The sequence below is a fragment of the Ferrovibrio sp. genome (assembly GCF_002796975.1).
Taxonomy (GTDB): domain Bacteria; phylum Pseudomonadota; class Alphaproteobacteria; order Ferrovibrionales; family Ferrovibrionaceae; genus Ferrovibrio.
Genome location: NZ_PEKV01000009.1, coordinates 31,345 through 52,878 on the forward strand (window position 1 = coordinate 31,345; position 21,534 = coordinate 52,878).

At 64.8% G+C, this 21,534-nt stretch carries 19 protein-coding genes; 17 read left to right on the forward strand and 2 right to left on the reverse strand.

All coding sequences use genetic code 11. The features are described from left to right. Positions 1–102: 102 nt before the first annotated feature. Entirely contained in the window at positions 103–618 is a 516-nt protein-coding gene (locus CTR53_RS10840) for a hypothetical protein (protein WP_290812744.1), read from the reverse strand. A 359-nt stretch (positions 619–977) separates the two neighbouring features. Between CTR53_RS10840 and CTR53_RS10845 the strand changes: the two genes are divergently transcribed. The 17 genes from CTR53_RS10845 (at position 978) to lpxC (ending at position 20,953) form a co-directional block, all read left to right on the forward strand. Next, on the forward strand, positions 978–1,451 hold the full coding sequence (locus tag CTR53_RS10845) for an MraZ family transcriptional regulator (RefSeq protein WP_290812746.1): 474 nt from the start codon (positions 978–980) through the stop codon (positions 1,449–1,451). Positions 1,452–1,522: 71 nt separating this feature from the next. Beyond that, a complete protein-coding gene (gene rsmH / locus CTR53_RS10850; RefSeq protein WP_290812749.1) occupies positions 1,523–2,467 on the forward strand; it encodes a 16S rRNA (cytosine(1402)-N(4))-methyltransferase RsmH in 945 nt (314 codons plus the stop codon). Further along, positions 2,464–2,946, forward strand: a complete 483-nt coding sequence (locus CTR53_RS10855; RefSeq protein WP_290812752.1) for a hypothetical protein — start codon at positions 2,464–2,466, stop codon at positions 2,944–2,946. Before rsmH ends, CTR53_RS10855 begins: the two co-directional genes overlap by 4 nt. Continuing rightward, positions 2,946–4,811, forward strand: coding sequence for a penicillin-binding protein 2 (locus CTR53_RS10860; RefSeq protein WP_290812754.1), 1,866 nt, complete (start codon positions 2,946–2,948; stop codon positions 4,809–4,811). The genes CTR53_RS10855 and CTR53_RS10860 overlap by 1 nt, the downstream gene beginning before the upstream one ends. Beyond that, positions 4,798–6,288: a UDP-N-acetylmuramoyl-L-alanyl-D-glutamate--2,6-diaminopimelate ligase gene (locus CTR53_RS10865; protein WP_290812757.1), complete on the forward strand. Its 1,491-nt coding sequence runs from the start codon at positions 4,798–4,800 to the stop codon at positions 6,286–6,288. Before CTR53_RS10860 ends, CTR53_RS10865 begins: the two co-directional genes overlap by 14 nt. After that, positions 6,288–7,715 (forward strand): UDP-N-acetylmuramoylalanyl-D-glutamyl-2,6-diaminopimelate--D-alanyl-D-alanine ligase, encoded by a 1,428-nt coding sequence (locus CTR53_RS10870; protein ID WP_290812760.1) that lies wholly within the window; start codon positions 6,288–6,290, stop codon positions 7,713–7,715. The genes CTR53_RS10865 and CTR53_RS10870 overlap by 1 nt, the downstream gene beginning before the upstream one ends. A gap of 15 nt (positions 7,716–7,730) precedes the next feature. Next, positions 7,731–8,819 carry a phospho-N-acetylmuramoyl-pentapeptide-transferase gene (gene mraY / locus CTR53_RS10875; protein ID WP_290812763.1) on the forward strand — a complete coding sequence of 363 codons (1,089 nt, stop codon included), beginning with the start codon at positions 7,731–7,733 and terminating at the stop codon, positions 8,817–8,819. A gap of 7 nt (positions 8,820–8,826) precedes the next feature. Further along, a complete protein-coding gene (gene murD, locus CTR53_RS10880; RefSeq protein ID WP_290812766.1) occupies positions 8,827–10,212 on the forward strand; it encodes a UDP-N-acetylmuramoyl-L-alanine--D-glutamate ligase in 1,386 nt (461 codons plus the stop codon). Beyond that, positions 10,209–11,333: a putative lipid II flippase FtsW gene (ftsW, locus tag CTR53_RS10885; protein WP_290812768.1), complete on the forward strand. Its 1,125-nt coding sequence runs from the start codon at positions 10,209–10,211 to the stop codon at positions 11,331–11,333. The genes murD and ftsW overlap by 4 nt, the downstream gene beginning before the upstream one ends. After that, positions 11,330–12,490, forward strand: a complete 1,161-nt coding sequence (gene murG / locus CTR53_RS10890) for an undecaprenyldiphospho-muramoylpentapeptide beta-N-acetylglucosaminyltransferase (protein ID WP_290812771.1) — start codon at positions 11,330–11,332, stop codon at positions 12,488–12,490. Before ftsW ends, murG begins: the two co-directional genes overlap by 4 nt. After that, entirely contained in the window at positions 12,487–13,920 is a 1,434-nt protein-coding gene (murC, locus tag CTR53_RS10895; protein WP_290812774.1) for a UDP-N-acetylmuramate--L-alanine ligase, read from the forward strand. Before murG ends, murC begins: the two co-directional genes overlap by 4 nt. Further along, positions 13,917–14,846 carry a UDP-N-acetylmuramate dehydrogenase gene (gene murB, locus CTR53_RS10900; RefSeq protein WP_290812777.1) on the forward strand — a complete coding sequence of 310 codons (930 nt, stop codon included), beginning with the start codon at positions 13,917–13,919 and terminating at the stop codon, positions 14,844–14,846. Before murC ends, murB begins: the two co-directional genes overlap by 4 nt. After that, positions 14,843–15,754 carry a D-alanine--D-alanine ligase gene (locus CTR53_RS10905; RefSeq protein WP_290812780.1) on the forward strand — a complete coding sequence of 304 codons (912 nt, stop codon included), beginning with the start codon at positions 14,843–14,845 and terminating at the stop codon, positions 15,752–15,754. Before murB ends, CTR53_RS10905 begins: the two co-directional genes overlap by 4 nt. After that, complete coding sequence (locus CTR53_RS10910) at positions 15,742–16,668, forward strand: cell division protein FtsQ/DivIB (protein WP_290812783.1); 927 nt, start codon at positions 15,742–15,744, stop codon at positions 16,666–16,668. The genes CTR53_RS10905 and CTR53_RS10910 overlap by 13 nt, the downstream gene beginning before the upstream one ends. A gap of 31 nt (positions 16,669–16,699) precedes the next feature. Continuing rightward, positions 16,700–17,941 carry a cell division protein FtsA gene (gene ftsA / locus CTR53_RS10915; protein ID WP_290812814.1) on the forward strand — a complete coding sequence of 414 codons (1,242 nt, stop codon included), beginning with the start codon at positions 16,700–16,702 and terminating at the stop codon, positions 17,939–17,941. 120 nt (positions 17,942–18,061) lie between these two features. Continuing rightward, on the forward strand, positions 18,062–19,831 hold the full coding sequence (gene ftsZ / locus CTR53_RS10920) for a cell division protein FtsZ (protein ID WP_290812817.1): 1,770 nt from the start codon (positions 18,062–18,064) through the stop codon (positions 19,829–19,831). A 165-nt stretch (positions 19,832–19,996) separates the two neighbouring features. Further along, positions 19,997–20,953 (forward strand): UDP-3-O-acyl-N-acetylglucosamine deacetylase, encoded by a 957-nt coding sequence (gene lpxC / locus CTR53_RS10925; RefSeq protein WP_290812820.1) that lies wholly within the window; start codon positions 19,997–19,999, stop codon positions 20,951–20,953. Positions 20,954–21,085: 132 nt separating this feature from the next. On the opposite strand, the gene CTR53_RS10930 is transcribed toward lpxC, so the two are convergent. Beyond that, positions 21,086–21,496: a helix-turn-helix transcriptional regulator gene (locus tag CTR53_RS10930; RefSeq protein ID WP_290812823.1), complete on the reverse strand. Its 411-nt coding sequence runs from the start codon at positions 21,494–21,496 to the stop codon at positions 21,086–21,088. Between the last annotated feature and the right edge of the window lie 38 nt (positions 21,497–21,534).

A 21,534-nucleotide genomic window follows, 5' to 3' on the forward strand; every position in this document is an offset into this window, starting at 1 on the left:
GCCAGGCGAGGGCCGACATATTTCATGCGCCGGACTGGCGCGAGCGGTTTGATCGCATCGCCGAAAGGGCGCCCTCCGAAGAGCGCCACGGCTAACCGTCGTTCAGCGATTGACGCGGAGAATGAAGGCGTCCGGAATCTGCTCCGGGCACTCGATGAACTGTGGCTCGAAGATCGCCGAGAAACCCTGCCGGGCGCGCGTATCGAGACACCATTTCTTGCCGTCGATGCCCCTGAGCGACAAACCGCCGCCCTTGATATCCCAGAGCTGTGGCAGCTGCTCCAGCATTTCGGTGTTCAGCGCGCAGGCCGATGCCACAAGAATTTGCGCGCGCGGTTCCATCGCCAGGCAGTAGCTCGGATTGGCGGCGAAGAAAATCTGGTAGGCGTCCTGCTGCAGCGGCCGGCTGATGAAAAAGCCCTGCGTCTGGTTGTCGATGTTGAACTCGCAGGGCGACAGCAGCACGTTGGCGCGCAGGCGCTTGACGTCATTGTTGACCAGCTGCGTGGTCAGGCACTGGTTGTTCGCGGTCGCCGCCACAATGGCAAAGCGCTTCAGAGCGGGCGCGTTGCGCGGCAGGAATTCATTAACGGAAGCGAAGGCTGCCGTGGCTGACATCAGCAGGATGAGGGCTGCCGCCCGAACCGATCGCCAATACCAGGTCGATCGCTTTCCGCTATTCCCCCGTCGCTCACTCATTCCGTGCCCTGTAACCCCTGTGCGCTGTCAGGAGGATGTAGGCCGGGGTGAGCCGGGAGATCAAGTGAAATGACGAGAACAAAAGAGAACATTAAGGGAATTTACTAGGACCTGATCGAATGCAAACCTCGGAGATCATTGGGCTATCAGCCCCTTAATTCTCCATACCAAACCGTTAATTTCCATTGACCCCCATATGAGCCCATGTTATCCCATCTCATCCCAGGTCAGGATGCCCAAGGGGGGCAGTTCGCCGGGAAGGAGCGCGGGGGCGCGGCGTGGAGCTGTTTCTCTCCACCTTTAAAAACCGGATCGACGCCAAGGGCCGTGTCTCGGTGCCGGCGCCGTATCGCGCCCTGCTGTCCCGTCGCCAGCCGGAAGGCGGCCTCATCCTCGGCCCCGATATTTCCGCCCCGGCGCTGGTCGCCGGTGGGCGCGACTATCTCGACGGCGTCAATCGCCGCATCGACCAGCTGCCGGATCTCGATCCCGAACGCGAAATGCTGATCGACGGCCTGCTGCCGTTCCTGAGCGAACTCACTCTCGACCAGGAAGGCCGCATCCAGCTGCAGCCGCAGTTCCTCGATCATGCCGGCCTGGCTTCGCCGGGCGAGGCAGTCTTTGTCGGCCGCCGGCACAGCTTCCAGATTTGGGAACCCAAGGCCTGGGAGGCGCGCGCCAGCGAGGCGCGGGCGAAGGCCGCGGCCTGGCTCAAGAACGGCGGCGCTTCTGGCTCGGGGGCAAAAGCGTGAGCCCGGCGGACCGTTTTCGTCCGCAAGATAAAAACGGCCATGAAAAAGCCGCAGGAACGGCTCATCTCTCCGTGATGTGCGGTGAGGTTGTCGCGGCGTTGGCGCCGCGCGCCGGTGAAGTGCTTGTGGACGGAACCTTTGGTGCGGGTGGTTATAGTTCGGCCTTGCTGGCCGCGGCGGAATGCCAGGTGATCGGCATCGACCGCGATCCCACCGTGCAGGGTCATGCCGACCGCGTCTCAGCCGCCCATCCCGGTCGCTTCCGCCTGCTGGCCGGCCGTTTCGGCGATATGGACATGCTGCTCAGCGATATCGGCATCCAGGGCGTCGACGGTGTCGCGCTGGATATCGGCGTGTCGTCCATGCAGATCGATCAGGCTGACCGCGGCTTTTCCTTCCAGCAGGACGGTCCGCTCGACATGCGCATGTCGGACCATGGCGAGACTGCTGCCGATATCGTCAATACCCGCGACGAAGCCGAGCTGGCCGACATCATCTATCTCTATGGCGAAGAGCGCCGCGCCCGTGCGGTGGCGCGCGCCATTGTGGCCGCCCGTACCGAGGCTCCGATCACCCGTACGCGCCAGCTGGTGCAGATCGTCGGCCGCGTGGTGCGCGCCACGCCCGGTATCAACCCGGCGACGCGGACTTTCCAGGCGCTACGTATCGTGGTGAACGACGAACTGGGCGAACTGCGCCGCGGCCTGGTGGCTGCCGAGAAACTGCTGAAGCCGGAAGGCCGGCTGGCTGTTGTGTCGTTCCATTCGCTGGAAGACCGTGTGGTGAAGCATTTCCTCGACCGCCGCTGCGGCAAGCAGACCGGCGGTTCGCGTCATTTACCGGAGGCGACCAAGGCGCCACGCGTACCCAGCTTCGAACTGCTGCACAAGGGCGCGCTGGCGCCGACTGACACCGAGGCTGCCGCCAATCCGCGCGCCCGTTCCGCCAAGCTGCGTGCCGCCAAGCGTACCGCTGCGTCCGCCTGGCCCGATGACGATATGCGGGAGGCAGCATGAGCCGCGGCCTTTCCATTATCGCATTGCTGCTGCTGGCCGTGGTGTCGTTCGGCCTTTACCAGCTGTCTTATGAAGTGCAGCGCCTGGAAGAGGAACTGATCGAGCTTAATCGCGCGCTCAGCCAGGAACGCGAGACCATCGGCGTGCTGCAGGCGGAGTGGAGCTATCTCAGCCGCCCGGACTATCTGCAGGACAAGGCGCAGCGCCTGCTCGAGATGCGTCCCGCCACCGCGAAGGACATCGTCGCCATCGAGGCGCTGCCCTGGCGCCAGGATCGCGGGCCGGCTGCGGGTCCGCAGGCGCCTGCCGTTGCCGTTCCGGCATTGCCGCCGATGGCTGCCGCGCCGGCCCCCGCCGCACCTTCGATGCAGGTCGCTGTGAAGCCCGGTGCCGAAGCGCCGGCGGCTTTCGATGCCGAAGTCGCGGCCGTGCTTGGCGCGATGCAGCGCACCGGCAAAGAACCGCGGAGGGCGCAGTGATGGGTCTGTTCCGTCGCACGCCGAAGCACCAGCAGCCGAAGCTGAAGCCGCGCCCGCCCTGCACGCCAGCCGACATGCCGGGCAGCCCGGCAATGGTGCGTCTGGAGGGCGCCGCCAAGCAGGCACTGGATGCCAGCCACGGCCGTCTGGTGATCGGCATCGGCCTGTTCTCGCTGGTCTTCCTGGTGCTGGGCGGTCGGCTGGTCGAACTCACCGTGATCCGCAGCGCCGCCGAACCGGCCGTCGCACGCGGCTTCAATCCCGAGCTCGGTGCCAGGACGGCGCTGATGGAGCGTCAGCCGATCGTCGATCGCAACGGGCAGATCCTGGCGACCAACCTGAAGATCGCCTCGCTCTATGCCGATCCGCGCAAGGTGCAGAATCCTGTCAGCGCCGCCACGCGTCTGGTCCAGGTGTTGCCCGAACTCCCTGTCGGCGAAGTGCAGGCCAAGCTGGCCTCGGGCAAGAGTTTCGTCTGGCTCAAGCGCGGCCTCACCCCGCGCGAGCAGTATGAGGCCAACCGCCTCGGCATCCCGGGCCTCTATTTCCATAACGAGCAGCGCCGCATCTATCCGCAGGGTTCGCTCGGCGTGCATGTCGTCGGCTACACCGACATCGATGGCAAGGGCATTTCCGGCATCGAGCAGCATTTCGACGAGCAGCTGAAGGATCCGGCCCGCACCGGCGACCCGCTCGAACTCAGCATTGACCTGCGCGTGCAGCATGTGATGCGCGACGAGATCGCCCGCACGATCGAATATTTCAACGCCATCGGCGGCGGCGGCATCGTCATGGACATCTACACCGGCGAGATCATCTCGCTGGTCAGTCTGCCCGATTTCGATCCGGCCGAACCCGGCGCGGCGAGCAAGGAGGCGCGTTTCAACCGCATCACGCTCGGCGTCTATGAAATGGGTTCGACCATGAAGACGCTGAATACGGCGATGGCGCTGGAATACGGCAGCGTCAAGCTGAGCGGCGGCTACGACGCCAGCCGGCCGATCCAGATTTCGCGTTTCACCATCAAGGACGACCATCCGAAGAATCGCTGGCTCAGCGTGCCGGAAATCTTCATGTATTCGTCCAATATCGGTTCGGCCAAGATGGCCGTCGATGTCGGCCCGGAGCGCCAGCGTGAATTCATGCAGCGTCTGGGCATGCTGAACAAGCCGGCGCTGGAACTGCCCGAAATCGGCGCGCCGCTGATCCCGCGCAACTGGAAGACCGTTGAGACGATGACGATCTCGTTCGGTCATGGCCTGTCAGTCACGCCGCTGCAACTGGCCACCGCCACTGCGGCGATCATCAACGGCGGCGTGCTGCATCCGCCCACCCTGATCAAGCGCCCGCCCGGCATGCCCGCGCCGGGCCGCCAGGTGATCCGTCGCGAGGTCAGCGACATCATGCGCAAGCTGATGGTGCTGGTCGTCGAAGACGGCACCGGCAAGAAGGCCGCCTCTGAAGGCTATCTCGTTGGCGGCAAGACCGGCACCTCGGAAAAGGTCAACGACCGCGGCGGCTACAACAAGAAGGCTTTGTTCAACACCTTCGTCGCCGGTTTCCCGATGAATAATCCGCGCTACGTCGTGCAGATCATGATCGACGAGCCGAAAGGACAGAAGAGTACCTACGGTTTCGCCACCGCCGGCTGGACTGCCGCACCGGCCGTCGGTCGCGTGATCGGCCGTATCGCGCCGATGCTGGGCGTGCCGCCGGTGGATGAGAATTCGCCGGCCATGCGCCAGGCGATGTATGTGCCGATCCCGGGCCAGCCGGTGCCGAATTTCAGCGCACCAGTTGCCACAAATGCAGTGCCCGCCCATGCAACCGCCAGGACGCAGGAGAAGAAACTTGCGTCTCAGTGATCTTTGCGCCGATCTCCCGCTCGACCCCCGCGCCGCCGCGCTGGATGTCGCCGGCCTGACCGCTGACAGCCGCGCCGTGCGTCCGGGCTTCGTCTTTGCCGCGCTGAAGGGCGCCCTGGCAGACGGCCATCGCTTCATTCCCGATGCGCGCGAGAAGGGCGCTGTTGCCGTGCTGAGCGATCATGTCGATCCGGCCTTCGTCGATCAGATCGCCTTCGTCACCGATGCCAATCCGCGCCGTCGCCTGGCGCTGATGGCGGCCAGCTTCTTCGGTGCGCAGCCGAAGCATATTGCCGCCGTCACCGGCACCAACGGCAAGACCTCGGTGGCGAATTTCACCGCGCAGATCTGGGCGAGGCTCGGGCACAGGAGCGCCAGCCTCGGTACGCTCGGCCTGCATGGCACGGATCTGAATGTGCCGGTGGCGCATACCACGCCCGATCCGGTGCGCCTGCACGAATTGCTGAGCATGGCACAGCAGGCCGGTGTCGAGCATCTGGCGCTCGAGGCTTCGAGCCATGGCCTCGACCAGTTCCGCCTCGATGGCATCCGGCCGCAGGCTGCCGCCTTCACCAACCTGACCCGCGACCACATGGACTATCACGCGACGGTGGAGGACTACTTCAGCGCCAAGCTGCGGCTGTTCGACACGCTGCTGCCGGCCAGTGGCGCCGCCGTGATCAACATGGATGCCGCGCTGGGCGCGAAGGTCGAACAGCTCTGTGCACGTCGCGGTCAGCGCCTGATCCGCTATGGCCAGCTCGGCACCGAACTCAAGCTGCTGTCCGCCGTGCCGCATGCCGGCGGGCTGCAGGTCGAAGCCGAAGTCTTTGGCGTGCGTCGCCATGTCGATCTGCCGCTGATCGGCGGCTTCCAGGCTGGCAACGTGCTGGCGGCGCTCGGTCTCGTGGTCGGCTGCGGTGTGCATGCCGCAGCCGCCTGGGAAACACTGAGCTCGCTCGACGGCGTGCCCGGTCGCATGCAGAAGGCGGCGCAGCGCAAAAACGGCGCGGCCATCTTTGTCGATTACGCGCATACCCCCGATGCGCTGGACACCGTGCTGAGGGCCGCGCGACCTCATACCGTGCAGCGCCTCGTGGTTGTGTTCGGCTGCGGTGGCGATCGCGATCGCGGCAAGCGTCCGTTGATGGGCGAGGTGGCGACGAAGCTTGCCGACCGCGTCTTTGTCACCGACGACAATCCGCGCAGTGAAGATGCCGCCGCCATCCGTGCTGCCGTTATGGCGGCAGCGCCGGGCGCAACGGAAATCGGTGACCGCCGCGCGGCGATTTTTGCTGCAGCGAATGAATTGCAGCCGGGCGATCTGCTGCTGATTGCCGGCAAGGGCCATGAACAGGGACAGATCGTCGGCAGCGAGGTGCGTCCGTTCGACGACCTGCTGGTGGCACGCGAAGCCGTGTCTACTGCGGAAAAAGCGTCTGGTTCGGGCAGCGCACCATACGGAGGTAAAGGTTAATGGAAGCTTTCGCGCTGTGGACGTCTGCCGAAGCTGCCTCTGCCTCGCATGGACAGGGCACCGGGTTCTGGACCGCATCGGGTGTGTCGATCGACAGCCGCACCGTCGGTTTCGGCGATCTGTTCATCGCCATCCGCGGTCCGAATTTCGACGGTCACGTCTTTGTTGCCGATGCGCTGGCGAAAGGTGCTGCTGCAGCGATGGTCGATAGCGGTCCGCAGACTCTGCCGGGCGGCAACCTGCTGCATGTGAAAGACACCTTCCAGGGCCTGAACGATCTGGCTGCTGCGGCACGCCAGCGCAGCGGCGCCAGGGTGATTGGCGTGACCGGCAGCGTCGGCAAGACCTCGACAAAGGAAATGCTACGCCATGTGCTGGCCGCACAGGGCGCGACCCATGCCTCTGTCGGCAACCTGAACAATCACTGGGGTGTGCCGCTGACGCTGGCGCGCATGCCGGTCGATACGCGTTATGCCGTGATCGAGATGGGTATGAACCACGCCGGCGAAATCGCGCCGCTGTCGAAGCTGGCACGTCCGCATATCGCCATCATCACCACTATCGAACCAGTGCATCTGGAGAATTTCTCCAGTATCGAAGGTATCGCGGATGCCAAGGCGGAAATCTTTGCAGGCCTTGAGCCAGGCGGCATCGCCATCATCAACCGCGACACGCCGCATTTCGAGCGCATCGCGGCTGCCGCTCGTGCCGCTGGCGCCGCCGAGGTGATCGGTTTTGGCGAGCATCCCGAGGCGCAGGCCAAGCTGGTGAAATACGCGCCGCATTCGGCCTGCTCCTGCGTGGCCGCCGAAATCCTTGGCCATCCGATGACCTTCAAGATCGGTGCGCCCGGCCGCCACTGGGTGCTGAATGCGCTCGGCGTGCTGGCGGCTGTACATCTGGCCGGTGGCGATCTTGCCGAAGCGGGCATGGCGCTGGCCGAGGTCACCGCGCCGAAGGGCCGCGGCGAACGCCATACGCTCGACTGGCGCGACGGCGGCCAGCTCGACCTGATCGATGACAGCTACAATGCCAGCCCGCCCAGCATGCGCGCTGCCTTCGCCGTGCTGGCGATGGCCAAACCGAGCAATACACGCGGTCGCCGCATCGCCGTGATCGGCGACATGCTGGAACTCGGCCCCGAGGAACAGTCGGCCCATGTCGGCCTCGCTGCCGATCTGGTGCGCGAAAAGATCGATCTGGTCTTTGCCTGCGGTCCGCTGATGAAGGGTTTGTACGACACGCTGCCGCCGCAGATGCGCGGTCACTATGCGCCGAATTCGCTCGAACTGATCCAGCCGCTGCGCCGCGCCGTCCGCTCGGGCGATGTGCTGCTGGTGAAGGGCTCGCTCGGCAGCCGCATGGGCAAGATCGTCGAAGACATACTGAATCCGGCGCCGCAGCCGCGCGCCGCCAACGGTTGGTAAGGAAAGTTTAGACGAATGCTGTATCACCTGCTGTATCCGCTGGCGGACGAGGTCAATATCCTCAATCTGTTCCGCTACATCACCTTCCGCACCGGCGGCGCCATCCTCACTGCCATGGTGCTGTCGTTTGTGATCGGCGAGCCGCTGATCAACTGGCTGCGCGCCAAGCAGGGCAAGGGTCAGCCGATCCGCGAGGACGGCCCGGAAGGCCATCTGATCAGCAAACGCGGCACGCCGACCATGGGTGGCTTCCTGATCCTGCTCGGTATCGGCGTCGGCACGCTGCTCTGGGCCGACCTGAGCAACCGCTATATCTGGGTCGTACTGCTGGTTACTTTCGGTTTTGGCCTGATCGGCTTCTATGACGACTATCTCAAGGTCACGAAACAAAATCCGAAAGGCGTGCCGGGCAAGCTGAAGCTCGCCCTGCAGGTCGTCATCGCCGGCGTCGCCGCTGCCTGGATCAACCAGATTGCCTCCGCGCCGCTCAACACCAGCCTGGCTGTGCCCTTCCTCAAGGACGTGCTGCTCAATCTCGGCTGGTTCATGATGCCGTTCGCCGCCTTTGTGATGATCGGTGCGTCGAATGCCGTGAACCTGACCGATGGCCTCGATGGCCTTGCCATCGTGCCGGTGATGATCGCTGCCGCCAGCTTTGGCCTGATCTGCTACCTGGTCGGCAATACCGTGTTTGCCAATTACCTGCAGATTCATAATGTCGCCGGTGCGGGCGAACTCGCGGTCTTCTGCGGCGCGCTGGTCGGCGCCGGCATCGGCTTCCTCTGGTTCAACGCGCCGCCCGCCATGGTTTTCATGGGCGATACCGGTTCGCTGTCACTCGGCGGCGCACTCGGCACCGTCAGCGTCATCGTCAAGCACGAACTCGTGCTGGCAATCATCGGCGGGCTTTTCGTCCTCGAAACCGTGTCGGTGATGGTGCAGGTCGCCAGCTTCAAGCTGACCGGCAAGCGCGTCTTCCGCATGGCACCGCTGCATCATCACTACGAAAAGAAGGGCTGGAAAGAGCCGACCATCGTGATCCGCTTCTGGATCGTCGCGGTGATCCTGGCGCTGGTCGGCCTCTCCACCCTGAAGCTGCGGTGAGCCACGAATGATCGCTCTCACCCATACACGCGGACAGACCTGGGCGGTATTCGGCCTGGCGCGCAGCGGGCTGGCAACAGCACGCGCGCTGCTGGCCGGCGGTGCCGAGGTGCGTTTATGGGACGATACCGAAGCCTCGCGCGCCGCGGCAGCCGTGGCCGGTTTCCAGCCGATGCAACTGCATGAGGGTGCGCTGGTCGGCTGCGCCGGTCTGGCCCTGGCACCGGGCGTGCCGCTGACCCATCCGGCGCCGAACCAGGTGGTGGCCAATGCGCAGCGCGCCGGTGTGGCTGTTGTCGGCGATATCGAACTGCTGCTGCGCGAGTTGAAGCCCACCGTCTATGGCGTCACCGGCACCAACGGCAAGTCGACCACCACGGCTTTGCTGGCGCATGTGCTGAAGGCGGCGGGCCGTTCGATTGCGATGGGCGGCAATATCGGCCAGGCCGTGCTCGAACTGCCGCGTTTTGAGAACGACAAGGCCGGCAGCTACATCATCGAGATGTCGTCCTTCCAGATCGACCTGACGCCGGGCTGGCATGCGCGTATCGCGCTGCTGCTCAACATCACGCCCGATCATCTCGACCGCCATGGCAGCATGGAGAATTACGCCGCCATCAAGGCACGGATTTTCGCCAACCAGGCTGCGGGCGACACCGCCGTGATCGGCGTGGACGACGAGTATTGCCGCGCCATTTACGCGGCACTGATCAAGGAGAATACCGGCCGCGGCATCGTGCCGATCTCGATCCGCGAAATCCTGGCGCAAGGTGTCAGCACCGCGAACGGCCAACTCTATGAAAACGGCAAGGTTGTCTTTGCGCTCGATTTCCCGGCACTGCCGGGCGCGCATAACGGTCAGAATATCGCCGCAGCTTTTGCCGCTGCGCGCGCCGCCGGTCTGGATGTCGAAACCATCCGCGCCGGGATTGCGTCTTTCCCCGGCCTGAAGCATCGCCTGCAGCGCGTCGGCTGCATCGACGGCATCGCCTGCATCAATGACTCCAAGGCCACCAACGCGGACTCGACCGAGAAGGCGCTGGCGGCGTTTGAAAATGTCTACTGGATTGCCGGCGGCAAGGCCAAGGACGGCGGCATTGCCAGCCTGAAGACGCTGTTCCCGCGCATCCGCCGCGCCAGCCTGATCGGCGAGGCGGCAGCCGACTTTGCTGCGACGCTCGGCGCTGTGCCGCATGCGCTCTGCGGCACATTGGATAAAGCGCTTGATGACGCGCTGGCTGCCGCGCGCAAGGACCGCATCAAGGATGCCGTCGTGCTGCTGTCGCCGGCCTGCGCGTCTTACGATCAGTTCAAGAGCTTCGAGCATCGCGGCGACGAATTCATCCGCCTGGTGCAGGAACGCGGCGCAGATGAACAGGGAGCCGCGGCATGATCACCTTTTCGCGCACTGACACATCCATTCTCGGCCGCTGGTGGTGGACCGTCGACCGCTGGTTGCTGGTGGCGATTGCCGTGCTCATCGCGGTCGGCACCGTGCTGACGCTCGCGGCGTCTCCTGCCGTGGCCAACCGCATCGGCCTGGCCAATTTCCATTTCGTGCAGCGCCAGATGATCTATCTGGTGCCCGCCATGCTGATCATGGTGGCCACCTCGTTGCTCGACCCGGTCGGCATTCGCCGTGTTGCCACTGTCGTCTTCCTCGGTTCGCTCGCCGGGATGTGCCTCACCTTCGTGATGGGCATGGAAGTGAAGGGTGCGCATCGCTGGATCAATTTCGGCGGCCTGTCGCTGCAGCCGTCGGAATTCGTCAAACCGGCCTTTGCTGTCGTCGCCGCCTGGCTGTTTTCGGAATGGCGCAAGGGCACGGGCTTCCCCGGCTGGGCGATTTCCACCGTGCTCTGCGGCCTGGTGGTAGGCGTGCTGCTGATGCAGCCCGATCTCGGTATGGCCATCGTCGTGGCAGCCGTGTGGATGGCGCAGTTCTTCATCGCGGGTCTGCCCATTGTGCTCGTACTTGCACTGGGCGCGCTCGGGGTTGCCGGCATCTTCGGTGCCTATCTGGTCTTCCCGCATGTCGCCGCCCGTATCGACAAGTTCATCGATCCGGCCGCGAAGGAGAATTACCAGATCGAACGTGCCATGGAGGCCTTCGCTGCCGGCGGCATCTGGGGCCGCGGCCCGGGCGAGGGTGCGGTGAAGAGCGTGCTGCCCGACGCGCACACCGACTTCATCTTCGCCGTGGCCGGTGAGGAATTCGGCCTCTTCGCCTGCCTGTTCATCATCGGCATCTTCGCCTTCATCGTGCTGCGCTGCTACTCGCGCCTGATGACCGAGAACAACCTGTTCGTGCTGCTGGCCGCGGCCGGCCTCACCACGCAGTTCGGCCTGCAGGCGATCATCAATATCGGCGTCAACCTGCATCTGCTGCCTACCAAGGGCATGACCTTGCCCTTCATCTCCTACGGCGGTTCGTCGCTGCTGGCGCTCGCCCTAGCCATGGGCATGCTGCTGGCGCTGACACGCTGGCGCCCGGATAACGGAGCTGTGCGATGAGCAGCACAGCCGAGAATCCGATCCTGCTCGCCGCTGGCGGCACCGGCGGTCATGTGTTTCCGGCCGAGGCACTGGCAGCCGAACTGCTGCGCCGCGGCCATCGCGTCGGCCTCGTCACCGACACGCGTGGCAAGGGGTTCGGCCAGAACTTGCCGGAGCTGCCGCTGTATCGCATTCCTGCCGGCACGCCGAGCGACCGTTCGCTGCCGGGTAAGATCATGAGCCTGTTCGAGATCGGCCATGGCGTGATCTCGGCGCTGACTTTGCTTGGCCTGACCAAGCCCGTCGCCGTCGTCGGCTTCGGTGGCTATCCGGCGCTGCCGCTGCTGCTGGCCGCCCGTCTGCGCAAGATTCCTATCCTGGTGCATGAACAGAATGCCGTGCTCGGTCGCGTCAATCGCCTCGTCGCGCGCTTTGCCGCTCGTATCGCCACGTCTTTCCCGGCCACGCATTTCTTGCCCGAAGAGGCCGTTGTCACCGTCACCGGCAATCCGGTGCGCCCGGCGATCCTTGCTGCCGCCGATGTGCCCTATACCGCGCCGGACCAGACGCTGCGCCTGCTGGTGATGGGCGGCAGCCAGGGCGCGCGCGTATTATCCGACTCTGTGCCTGCCGCACTGGCCAGCCTGCCGGTTGAGACGAAGAAGCGCCTGCGCATCGTGCAGCAGTGCCGGGCCGAAGACCTGGAGCGCGTGCACGCCACCTATGCAGCGGCCGGCATCCAGGCGGAGACCGCCACCTTCTTCAACGACGTGGCGCAGCGGCTGGCCGTTGCGCATCTGGTGGTCAGCCGCTCCGGCGCTAGCAGTACTGCCGAAATCGCGGTGATCGGCCGGCCCAGCCTGCTGGTGCCTTATGCCCATGCGATGGACGACCATCAGACCGCCAATGCCCAGGCGCTCGCCCATGCCGGCGGTGCGGAAGTGATCGCGCAGGACAAGTTCACGCCCGAGCGTGTCGCAGCAGCTTTCAACGACCTGTTGGCCGATCCGGCGCAGCTGGCTGACATGGCCGCCCATGCGCGCAGTGTCGGCCGGCCGCTGGCGGCTCAGGCGCTGGCCGATCTGGTCGAACGCGTGGCCACCGAATATCGCCGTGCTGCCGCGACTGCGCAGCCGGCATCCCGGGATCATTCAGTCAAGAGGACCGCAGCGTGAGGGCTTTACCGCTCGATATCGGCATCATCCATTTCGTGGGGATCGGCGGCATCGGCATGTCCGGGATCGCTGAGGTGATGCACAATCTCGGCTATCAGGTGCAGGGTTCCGACCTCAGCGCCAATTATAACGTCAAGCGGCTGCGCGATCTCGGCATCAAGGTCTTCGAGGGCCATCGCGAGGAGAATGTCGCCGCCGCCGAAGTGCTTGTGGTCTCGACTGCCGTAAAGGCGGACAACCCGGAAGTGAAGACGGCCCGCGCGCGCCTGATCCCGGTGGTGCGCCGCGCCGAAATGTTGGGTGAACTGATGCGCCTGAAATGGGCCATCGCGATTGCCGGCACCCATGGCAAGACCACGACCACCTCGCTGGTTGCCGCTTTGCTCGAAGCCGCCGGCATGGACCCGACCGTGATCAACGGCGGCATCATCAATGCTTATGGCACCAATGCGCGCCTCGGTGCAGGCGAATGGATGGTGGTGGAAGCCGACGAGAGCGACGGCACCTTCCTCAAGCTGCCGGCGACGATCGCCGTGGTCACCAATATCGACCCGGAGCATCTCGACCATTACGGCACCTTCGACAAGGTGCGCGACGGCTTCAAGCAATTCGTCGAGAGCATTCCCTTCTATGGTTTCGCCACGCTCTGCATCGACCATCCCGAAGTGCAGGCGATGATCGGCCGCATCACGGACCGCCGCGTCATCACTTATGGCTTCTCGCCGCAGGCCGATGTGCGGGCCGTGAACGTGACCTTCAACAATCGCGGCGCACTTTACGACGTGCAGATCACCGACCGTACGCGCGGCACGACGGATACGATCGGCGGCATCCATCTGCCGATGTTCGGCCGTCATAACGTTCAGAATTCTCTCGTCGTGGCTGCCATCGCCAAGGAGATGGGCTTCAGTGGCGATGTGGTGAAGAAGGCGCTCGGCGGTTTCGGCGGCGTGAAGCGCCGCTTCACCATCACCGGCGAGGCTGCTGGCATTACTGTGGTCGACGATTACGGCCATCACCCGGTGGAAATTTCCGCCGTGTTGTCGGCCGCCCGCCTTGCATTGGGAGACCGCCCGGAAGCCAAGGTGATCGCCGTGGTGCAGCCGCATCGTTATACGCGCCTGCGTGACCTGTTCGAGGATTTCTGCTCCTGCTTCAACGATGCCGACACAGTAATTGTCACCGATGTGTATGCTGCCGGCGAAGCGCCGATCGAGGGCGTCAGCCGTGACGCGCTGATCGAAGGCCTGCGTAATCGCGGCCATCGCCGTGTGCTGGCATTGCAGTCGCCCGAGCAGTTGGCCGAACTGGCCAAGCAGGAAGCCTCCGCCGGCGATCTCGTCGTCTGCCTCGGCGCGGGCAATATCACCACCTGGGCCAATGCGCTGCCCGGCGAGCTGCAGGCCCTTTACGACAAGGGGGCGGCATGATGGCCGCAGAGCTGGTCCGGCAGGACGGTCTGATCGCGCGGCTGCCCGCCGTGCGCGGTCGGCTGTCGGCCGCTGCCGGCCTGGCCGAGATCACCTGGTTCCGCGTCGGCGGTCCGGCGGAGGCGATGTTCCGCCCGGCCGACCGCGACGACCTGGTTGCCTTCCTGAAGAATAAGCCGCGTGACGTGAAGGTCACGGTGTTGGGTGTCGGTTCCAACACGCTGGTGCGCGATGGCGGCATCGACGGCGTGGTGCTGCGGCTTGGCCGCGGCTTTGTCGAGATCGAAGCTGAAGATGACGAGATCATTGCCGGCGCCGGCGCGCTGGATGTGAATGTGGCGCAGACCGCGCAGATGCACGGCATCGCCGGCTTGGAATTCCTGCGTGGCATTCCCGGCACGGTTGGCGGCGGGTTGCGCATGAATGCCGGCGCTTACGGCACCGAATTCAAGGATGTGCTGCTCTGGGCCGAAGCGCTGGACGGGCAGGGTAATCTGCATCGGCTCACGCCGGCCGAGATGAAATTCGGCTATCGCCATTGTGGTGTGCCGGAAGACTGGGTTTTCCTCGGCTGCCGCCTGAAGGGCCGTGCTGGCGACAAGGCTGAGATCCAGAAGCGCATGGACGAGATCCAGGCCGCTCGCGAAGGCAGCCAGCCGATCCGCTCGCGCACCGGTGGCAGCACCTTCGCCAATCCGGAAGGTCACAAGGCCTGGCAGTTGATCGACGCGGCCGGTTGCCGCGGCCTGATCCTCGGCGACGCGCAGGTGTCCGAACAGCATTGCAACTTCCTGATCAACCGCGGCAGCGCCACGGCGGCCGATCTCGAGACACTGGGCGAAACCGTACGCGAGCGCGTCAAGGCGCAGAGCGGCGTCGAGCTGCGCTGGGAAATCAAACGCATCGGCAAGGGGATTGGCGCATGAAAAACCATGTGGCGGTCCTGATGGGCGGCTGGTCGTCGGAGCGCGAAGTGTCGCTCACGTCGGGTCGCGCTGTATCCAAGGCGCTGAAGGAAGAAGGTTTCAAGGTCAGCGAGATTGATGTCGACCGCGACCTCGCCACCAAACTGGCCGTCGTGAAGCCCGATGTGGCCTTCAACGCGCTGCATGGCCCCTTCGGCGAGGACGGCACGGTGCAGGGTCTGCTCGAACTGCTCGCCATTCCCTATACGCATTCGGGCGTGCTGGCCTCGGCGCTGGCGATGAACAAACCGATGGCGAAGGATGTCTGGCGCAATCACGGCCTGCCCATGGCCAATGGCCAGGTGGTGCACCGTTCGGCCTTCCACGCCGGCCCGGTGATGCCGTTCCCCTATGTGATCAAGCCACTCAACGAAGGTTCTTCCGTGGGCGTGCATATCGTCTTCAACGGCGACAACTATCAGCCGCAGGACGATGCCAGCTGGCATTTCGGCGAGTATGTGCTGGTCGAGCAGTATATCCCCGGCCGCGAAATCCAGATCGCGGTGCTGGGCGACCGTGTGCTGGGCGCCATCGAGATCAAGGCGCATGGCCGTTTCTACGATTACGAGGCGAAATACACCGACGGCAAGGCCACGCATCTGATGCCGGCACCGCTGCCGCAGGCCGTTTACGACGACATCTGCGCCCAGGCGCTTAAGGCGCATCAGACGCTCGGCTGCCGCGGCGTCACGCGCTCCGACTGGCGCTACGACGATACCGGCGGCAGCGGAAAATTCTACCTGCTCGAGATCAACACCCAGCCGGGCATGACGCCGCTGTCGCTGGTGCCGGAAATCGCCGCGCACCAGGGCCTCTCGTTCGGCCAGCTGGTGCGCTGGATGGTGGAGGACGCCTCATGCGATCGCTAGTCGTTCTGCCGGATGACCGCCCCTGCGCACCCTGCGCGCCCACGTTGCCGCCGGCACGCCCGAAGGGCTATTGCCGTCCGCTGCCGCCGGCGCGCAAGCGTCCGAAGTCGGTGCTGTGGCGCCGCGTCAGACAGACGGTCGCCGTGCTGCTGGTTGCCACGCTCACCGGCGGCGGCGCGTATGTGTGGCTCAGGACCGATCTGCCGGCGCAGGTGCGGCTGGCGGCACAGGACATGATCGGCGATGCCGGCGCCACCGTGGATATGCGGCTGGGCGAAGTGAATGTGCAGGGCCGTGTGCATGCACCGCTGGAAGCGCTGGCCGATGCGGTTGGCGTCGAGCGTGGCGATCCGATCCTGTCGCTCGATCTTGATGGTATCCGCCACCGCGTGGAATCGATCGGCTGGGTCAAGCAGGCGACGATCTGGCGCCAGCTGCCCGACACGCTGCATATCGAGATCGTCGAGCGCGAGGCTTTCGCGCGCTGGCAGATTGGCGGTCGGGTCTACCTGATCGATGCCGAAGGCAAGGTGCTGGAAGAAGGCGACCGCGCCGACTTCCACAACCTGTTCCTGCTGGTGGGTGAGGGCGCGTCCGACAAGGCGCATGACCTGCTGGACATGCTGCAGACCGAACCTGTTCTCGCATCACGCGTGGTCAATGCGATCCGCGTGCGCAATCGCCGCTGGGACGTCGAATTCGACAACGGCATTGTCGCGCGTCTGCCCGAAGAAGGTGCTGCGGCGGCATGGCATCGACTGATCGAACTGGAGCGCAGCTATGGCCTGCTGCGCCGCGACATCAAGGTGGTCGACCTGCGGCTGGACGACCGGCTGATCGTGCAGCTGAACCCGGACGCCGAACCGCCGCCGCCGACCACCAATACGCCGCGCAAGGCGGGGAAACGGACATGAACATGAGCATTGCTCGCAGGGGGAACTAGACATGGCTGTCTCGCGCAACGGACTGATTGCCGCCCTGGATGTCGGCTCGTCCAAGGTCTGCTGCTTCATCGCCCGCAGCGACGGCGGCACGCTCCGCGTCATCGGTATCGGCCACCAGCTGTCGCGCGGGCTGCGCAACGGCAACGTGATCGACATGGATGCCGCCGAACAGTCGATCCGTGCGGCTGTCGAAACCGCCGAGCGCATGTGCGGCGAAACCATCCGCGACGTCTTCGTCAGCGTGAATGCCGGCAATCCGCAGTCGCACAGCGTCGGTGTCGAAGTCGCCATCGACGGCCACGAGGTCACCGAGCATGACGTCGCGCTGGTGCTCGACCAGGGCCGCCGACACGAACATCCGGGCGACCGCGAGATCGTGCATTCGATCCCGGTCGGCTACACCATCGACGGCTCGCGCGGCATCAAGGATCCGCGCGGCATGGCCTGCGAACGTCTCGGCGTGAACATGCATGTGATCACCGCCGGCTCGGGCCCGCTGCGCAATCTCGCCACCTGTGTGGCGCGCGGCCACCTGCGCATCGCCGGGCGGATCGTCTCGCCCTTCGCTGCTGGCCTGGCCTGTCTGGTCGAGGACGAGATGGATCTCGGCGTCACCCTGCTGGATATGGGCGGCGGCACGACAAGCCTGGCCGTGTTCTATGATGGCCAGCTGGTCCACGTGGATGTCGTGCCGCTGGGCGGCCACCATGTCACCAACGACATCGCCCGCGGGCTTTCGACTCCGCTGGCCCATGCCGAGCGGCTCAAGACGCTGTATGGCACCGTGCTGCCGTCGCCGTCGGACGATACCGAGACGATCGACGTCCCCCAGGTGGGCGAGACCGACGATCATGCCCATAACCAGGTGCCGCGCTCGATTCTGACCGGCATCATCAAACCCCGACTCGAGGAAACCCTCGAGCAGGTGCGCGAGCGACTCGCGCAATCCGGATTCGAGAAGCTGGCTGGCCGCCGTGTGGTGCTAACCGGTGGCGCCAGCCAACTGCAGGGCGTGCGCGAACTCGCCGCCCGCATTCTCGACAAGCAAGTGCGCCTGGGCCGTCCGATTCGTGTCGGCGGCCTGGCAGAGGCAACTGGCGGTCCGGCCTTCTCGGCCTGCGCCGGATTGCTCTCATACGCTCAACAGCAGGCGGCCGAGCGCATGATCCGTCTGCCCGAACCAGAGCCCGCACCCAACGGCACGATCTCACGAATCGGCCGCTGGCTGCGGACCAACTTCTGATCGCGTGGTGAAGACAATGGAGACCGTTCAAAAAATCACCAGCAACCACGCGATTTTTTCAATGTCGCTTGCATCACGCAGCGACATTGGTCAAAGCAACATGTAACCCTGGAGGAGAACATGGGTATCAATTTAAGCATGCCGACCACGCGGGAACTGAAGCCTCGCATCGTCGTCTTCGGCGTCGGTGGCGCCGGCGGCAATGCCGTCAACAACATGATTGCGGCTCAGCTTGAAGGCGTGGAGTTCGTTGCGGCGAATACCGACGCCCAGTCGCTGAACATGTCGCTTACCGAGCGGCGTATCCAGCTGGGCACTGCCCTGACCCAGGGCCTGGGCTGCGGTGCCCGGCCGGAAGTCGGCCGCGGCTCGGCGGAAGAATCGATCGACCAGATCATTGAGCACATGCAGGGCAGCCATATGGCCTTTGTGGCGGCTGGCATGGGCGGCGGCACCGGCACTGGTGCGGCCCCCGTGATCGCCCGCGCCGCCAAGGAAATGGGCATCCTGACCGTGGGTGTCGTGACCAAGCCCTTCTCGTTCGAGGGCAGCCAGCGCATGAAGCTGGCCGAGGCCGGCATCCGCGAACTGCAGCAGTATGTCGATACCCTGATCATCATCCCGAACCAGAACCTGTTCCGGGTGGCCAACGAAAAGACCACCTTTGCCGATGCCTTCAAGATGGCGGACAACGTTCTGCAGTCGGGCGTGCGCGGGATCACCGACCTGATGGTGATGCCGGGTCTGATCAACCTCGACTTCGCCGACGTCCGTTCGGTGATGAGCGAGATGGGCAAGGCCATGATGGGTACCGGCGAGGCCGAGGGCGATCATCGCGCCATCGAGGCCGCCGAGCGCGCCATCGCCAACCCGCTGCTGGACGATATCTCGATGAAGGGCGCCCGCGGCGTGCTCATCAACATCACCGGCGGCCCGGATCTGACGCTGTTCGAGGTTGACGAAGCCGCCAACCGTATCCGCGAGGAAGTCGATCCGGAAGCCAACATCATCGTCGGTTCGACGCTGGACGCGCATATGGAAGGCCGCATGCGGGTTTCCGTCGTCGCCACCGGCATCGATGCTGCCGCCCAGCAGGCCGGTCAGCCGCAGCAGGCGTCGCCGGCGCTGCGTCTGGTCACACCGCCGCAGGCCAAGCCGGTCAACTTCGGTGCCATGCCGCGTCCAGGTCAGTCTTTGGCTGCTCCCGTTGCAGCTCCTGCCATGCAGGCCGCGCCTGCCATGGCGCAGCCCGTCGTTGCACAGACCATCGTGGCTACGGCCCCGATGACGGCGGGAGCCACAGCGCTCGCGATGCCGGACCCGGTTGCGATTATCCCGGAACCGGCAATGGAACTGCCGGCACCCGCCGCCCTGCCGGAAAGCGCAATGATTGCGCCGGACATGCCGCTTGCGGCTGATCCGGCGGCCTTCGTCGCCGCCGCTCCGGTAGCTGACGCAGCCGCACCGCGTCCCTTCGCGGCGCAGCTGGCCGAAGCCCAGGCAGTGCAGGCGGCCTTCATGCCGCCGGCAGCCCAGGCGATGCCGGCACCGGTTCAGGCACCCGCAGCGATGCGTCAGCCGGATCCGTTCGCGGAAGCCGACATGGTCAACAAGCCGGCCGAGCCGAAGAAGAAGGCCAGCCTGTTCGACCGCATCACCGGCGTTGCCCGCCGCACCGAGGTCGAGCCAGCCCCGATGCTGCGCCAGGCCGAGCCGCAGTTCACCCGCCAGCCGGCTGCGCCGGTGGCCGCGCCTGTCGCGACCGTGCGGGTCGAGCCGCCGCGCCAGGCCGATCTCGGCCTGACCGCCACTGCGGAACGGACCACCCCGACCCGGCCGCAGGACGATCTGCTGGACATTCCGGCCTTCCTGCGCCGGCAGGCGAACTGAGGATCGAAAATCGCCGCTAAGTATAGGATTTTATTAATAAAAGCGGCGTTACAACTGGTAACATAGAGTGATTTGTTGAAGCCGGGAGTGGTTGATAAAACCATTCCCGGTTTTCTTTTGCGCGAATTCCGTCCGATTCGCGATCCAGTTCAAGGAGTTCACCCAGTGCTCAACGCCGGCAAGATCGCCCAGAAGACGCTGAAGAACCGCATCAAGTGCTCGGGCATCGGCCTGCACAGCGGTGCGAAGGTCACGCTGGTGCTGAATCCGGCTGCCCCGGATACCGGCGTGGTGTTTCGTCGCGTCGATCTACCGGGCCGTCCGCTGGTGAGCGCCCGCTACGACCAGGTCACCGATCTGCGCATGTGCACGACGGTCGCGGCCGGCGAGGGTATCGCGATCGGCACCGTCGAGCATCTGATGGCTGCGTTGTCCGGCCTGGGCATCGACAACGTTCTGATCGACATCGACGGCCCGGAAGTGCCGGTGATGGATGGTTCGTCTGCACCCTTCGTTTTCCTGATCGAATGCGCCGATGCCATCGAGCAGGTCGCGCCGCGCAAGTATCTCAAGGTGCTTAAAGCCATCGAAGTCAGCGAGGGCAATGCCACCGCCGCGCTGCTGCCGGCCGATGGTTTCACCATCGATTTCGAAATCGAATTCGCCAACAAGATGATCGGCCGCCAGAGCGCCGAGTTCCAGCTGGAGCCGGGCCGCTTCAAGGCCGATATCGCGCGTGCGCGCACCTTCGGTTTCGTGCAGGAAGTCGAACAGCTGCGCGCCATGGGCCTTGCCCGCGGCGGTTCGCTGGAGAATGCCGTTGTGCTGGGTCATGACCGCATCCTGAACGACGACGGCCTGCGCTATGACGACGAATTCGTGCGCCACAAGATCCTCGACGCGCTGGGCGATCTCTATCTGGCCGGTGCCCCGCTGATCGGCCGCTATATCGGCCGCCGCTCGGGCCATGCCGTCAACAACAAGCTGCTCAAGGCGCTGTTCGCCGACCAGAGTGCCTATGCCTGGACCACGCATGCCAAGGTTCGTGACACGGCCTGGATCATGCCGGTGGCGGAAGCTGGCGGTCGCCAGCGCCAGGTTGCCGCCGAAGCCGCGCTGTAATCGACGCTCCATACCGGATTGCAAAAAAGCCCCGCGTAAGCGGGGCTTTTTTCGTTTCGGCGCTTGGCTTCATGCAAAGAAAAAGCCCCGCTTGCGCGGGGCTTGTCTCAAACCGGCGAAATGTTGGCTGGCTCAGCCCTGCTGCTGGGTCGCCGTAGCGTCGAGTTCTTCATCCTTGTAGCGGCTGGCGATGCTCTTGATCAGGCCGGCCACCGCGGAGCGGATGGTGTTGTCTTCGATGTCGCTGAAGTTGCGCACCAGTTCGATGGTCGAACGGTTCTTGCCGCCATGTTCCATCGGCCGGCTTTCCAGGCGGGCTTCCAGGCCCTCGAAGAAGTAGGCCATGTCGACCTGCAGGCGCTGGGCGATCTCGAACAGGCGGCCGGCGCTGACGCGGTTGGCACCGGTCTCGTACTTTTGCACCTGCTGGTAGGAAATCTTCAGCGAGTTGGCCAGCTCTTCCTGGGTCAGGCCGAGTTCGGTGCGGCGGGCACGGATGCGCTCACCCACATACTCGTCGACGCGCGTTGCGATTTTACCCATTGAATCACCTCATGGTGGGCCGGAAACACCGGCTGGCC

Excerpts from the sequence above, each read along its gene's own strand:
- CTR53_RS10840 (WP_290812744.1), bottom strand. The coding sequence starts at position 618 with ATGTCAGCCACGGCAGCCTTCGCTTCCGTTAATGAATTCCTGCCGCGC.
- CTR53_RS10855 (WP_290812752.1), top strand. The coding sequence starts at position 2,464 with ATGAGCCGCGGCCTTTCCATTATCGCATTGCTGCTGCTGGCCGTGGTG.
- CTR53_RS10860 (WP_290812754.1), top strand. The coding sequence starts at position 2,946 with ATGGGTCTGTTCCGTCGCACGCCGAAGCACCAGCAGCCGAAGCTGAAG.
- CTR53_RS10870 (WP_290812760.1), top strand. The coding sequence starts at position 6,288 with ATGGAAGCTTTCGCGCTGTGGACGTCTGCCGAAGCTGCCTCTGCCTCG.
- mraY (WP_290812763.1), top strand. The coding sequence starts at position 7,731 with ATGCTGTATCACCTGCTGTATCCGCTGGCGGACGAGGTCAATATCCTC.
- murD (WP_290812766.1), top strand. The coding sequence starts at position 8,827 with ATGATCGCTCTCACCCATACACGCGGACAGACCTGGGCGGTATTCGGC.
- ftsW (WP_290812768.1), top strand. The coding sequence starts at position 10,209 with ATGATCACCTTTTCGCGCACTGACACATCCATTCTCGGCCGCTGGTGG.
- murG (WP_290812771.1), top strand. The coding sequence starts at position 11,330 with ATGAGCAGCACAGCCGAGAATCCGATCCTGCTCGCCGCTGGCGGCACC.
- murB (WP_290812777.1), top strand. The coding sequence starts at position 13,917 with ATGATGGCCGCAGAGCTGGTCCGGCAGGACGGTCTGATCGCGCGGCTG.
- CTR53_RS10905 (WP_290812780.1), top strand. The coding sequence starts at position 14,843 with ATGAAAAACCATGTGGCGGTCCTGATGGGCGGCTGGTCGTCGGAGCGC.
- CTR53_RS10910 (WP_290812783.1), top strand. The coding sequence starts at position 15,742 with ATGCGATCGCTAGTCGTTCTGCCGGATGACCGCCCCTGCGCACCCTGC.
- ftsA (WP_290812814.1), top strand. The coding sequence starts at position 16,700 with ATGGCTGTCTCGCGCAACGGACTGATTGCCGCCCTGGATGTCGGCTCG.
- ftsZ (WP_290812817.1), top strand. The coding sequence starts at position 18,062 with ATGGGTATCAATTTAAGCATGCCGACCACGCGGGAACTGAAGCCTCGC.
- CTR53_RS10930 (WP_290812823.1), bottom strand. The coding sequence starts at position 21,496 with ATGGGTAAAATCGCAACGCGCGTCGACGAGTATGTGGGTGAGCGCATC.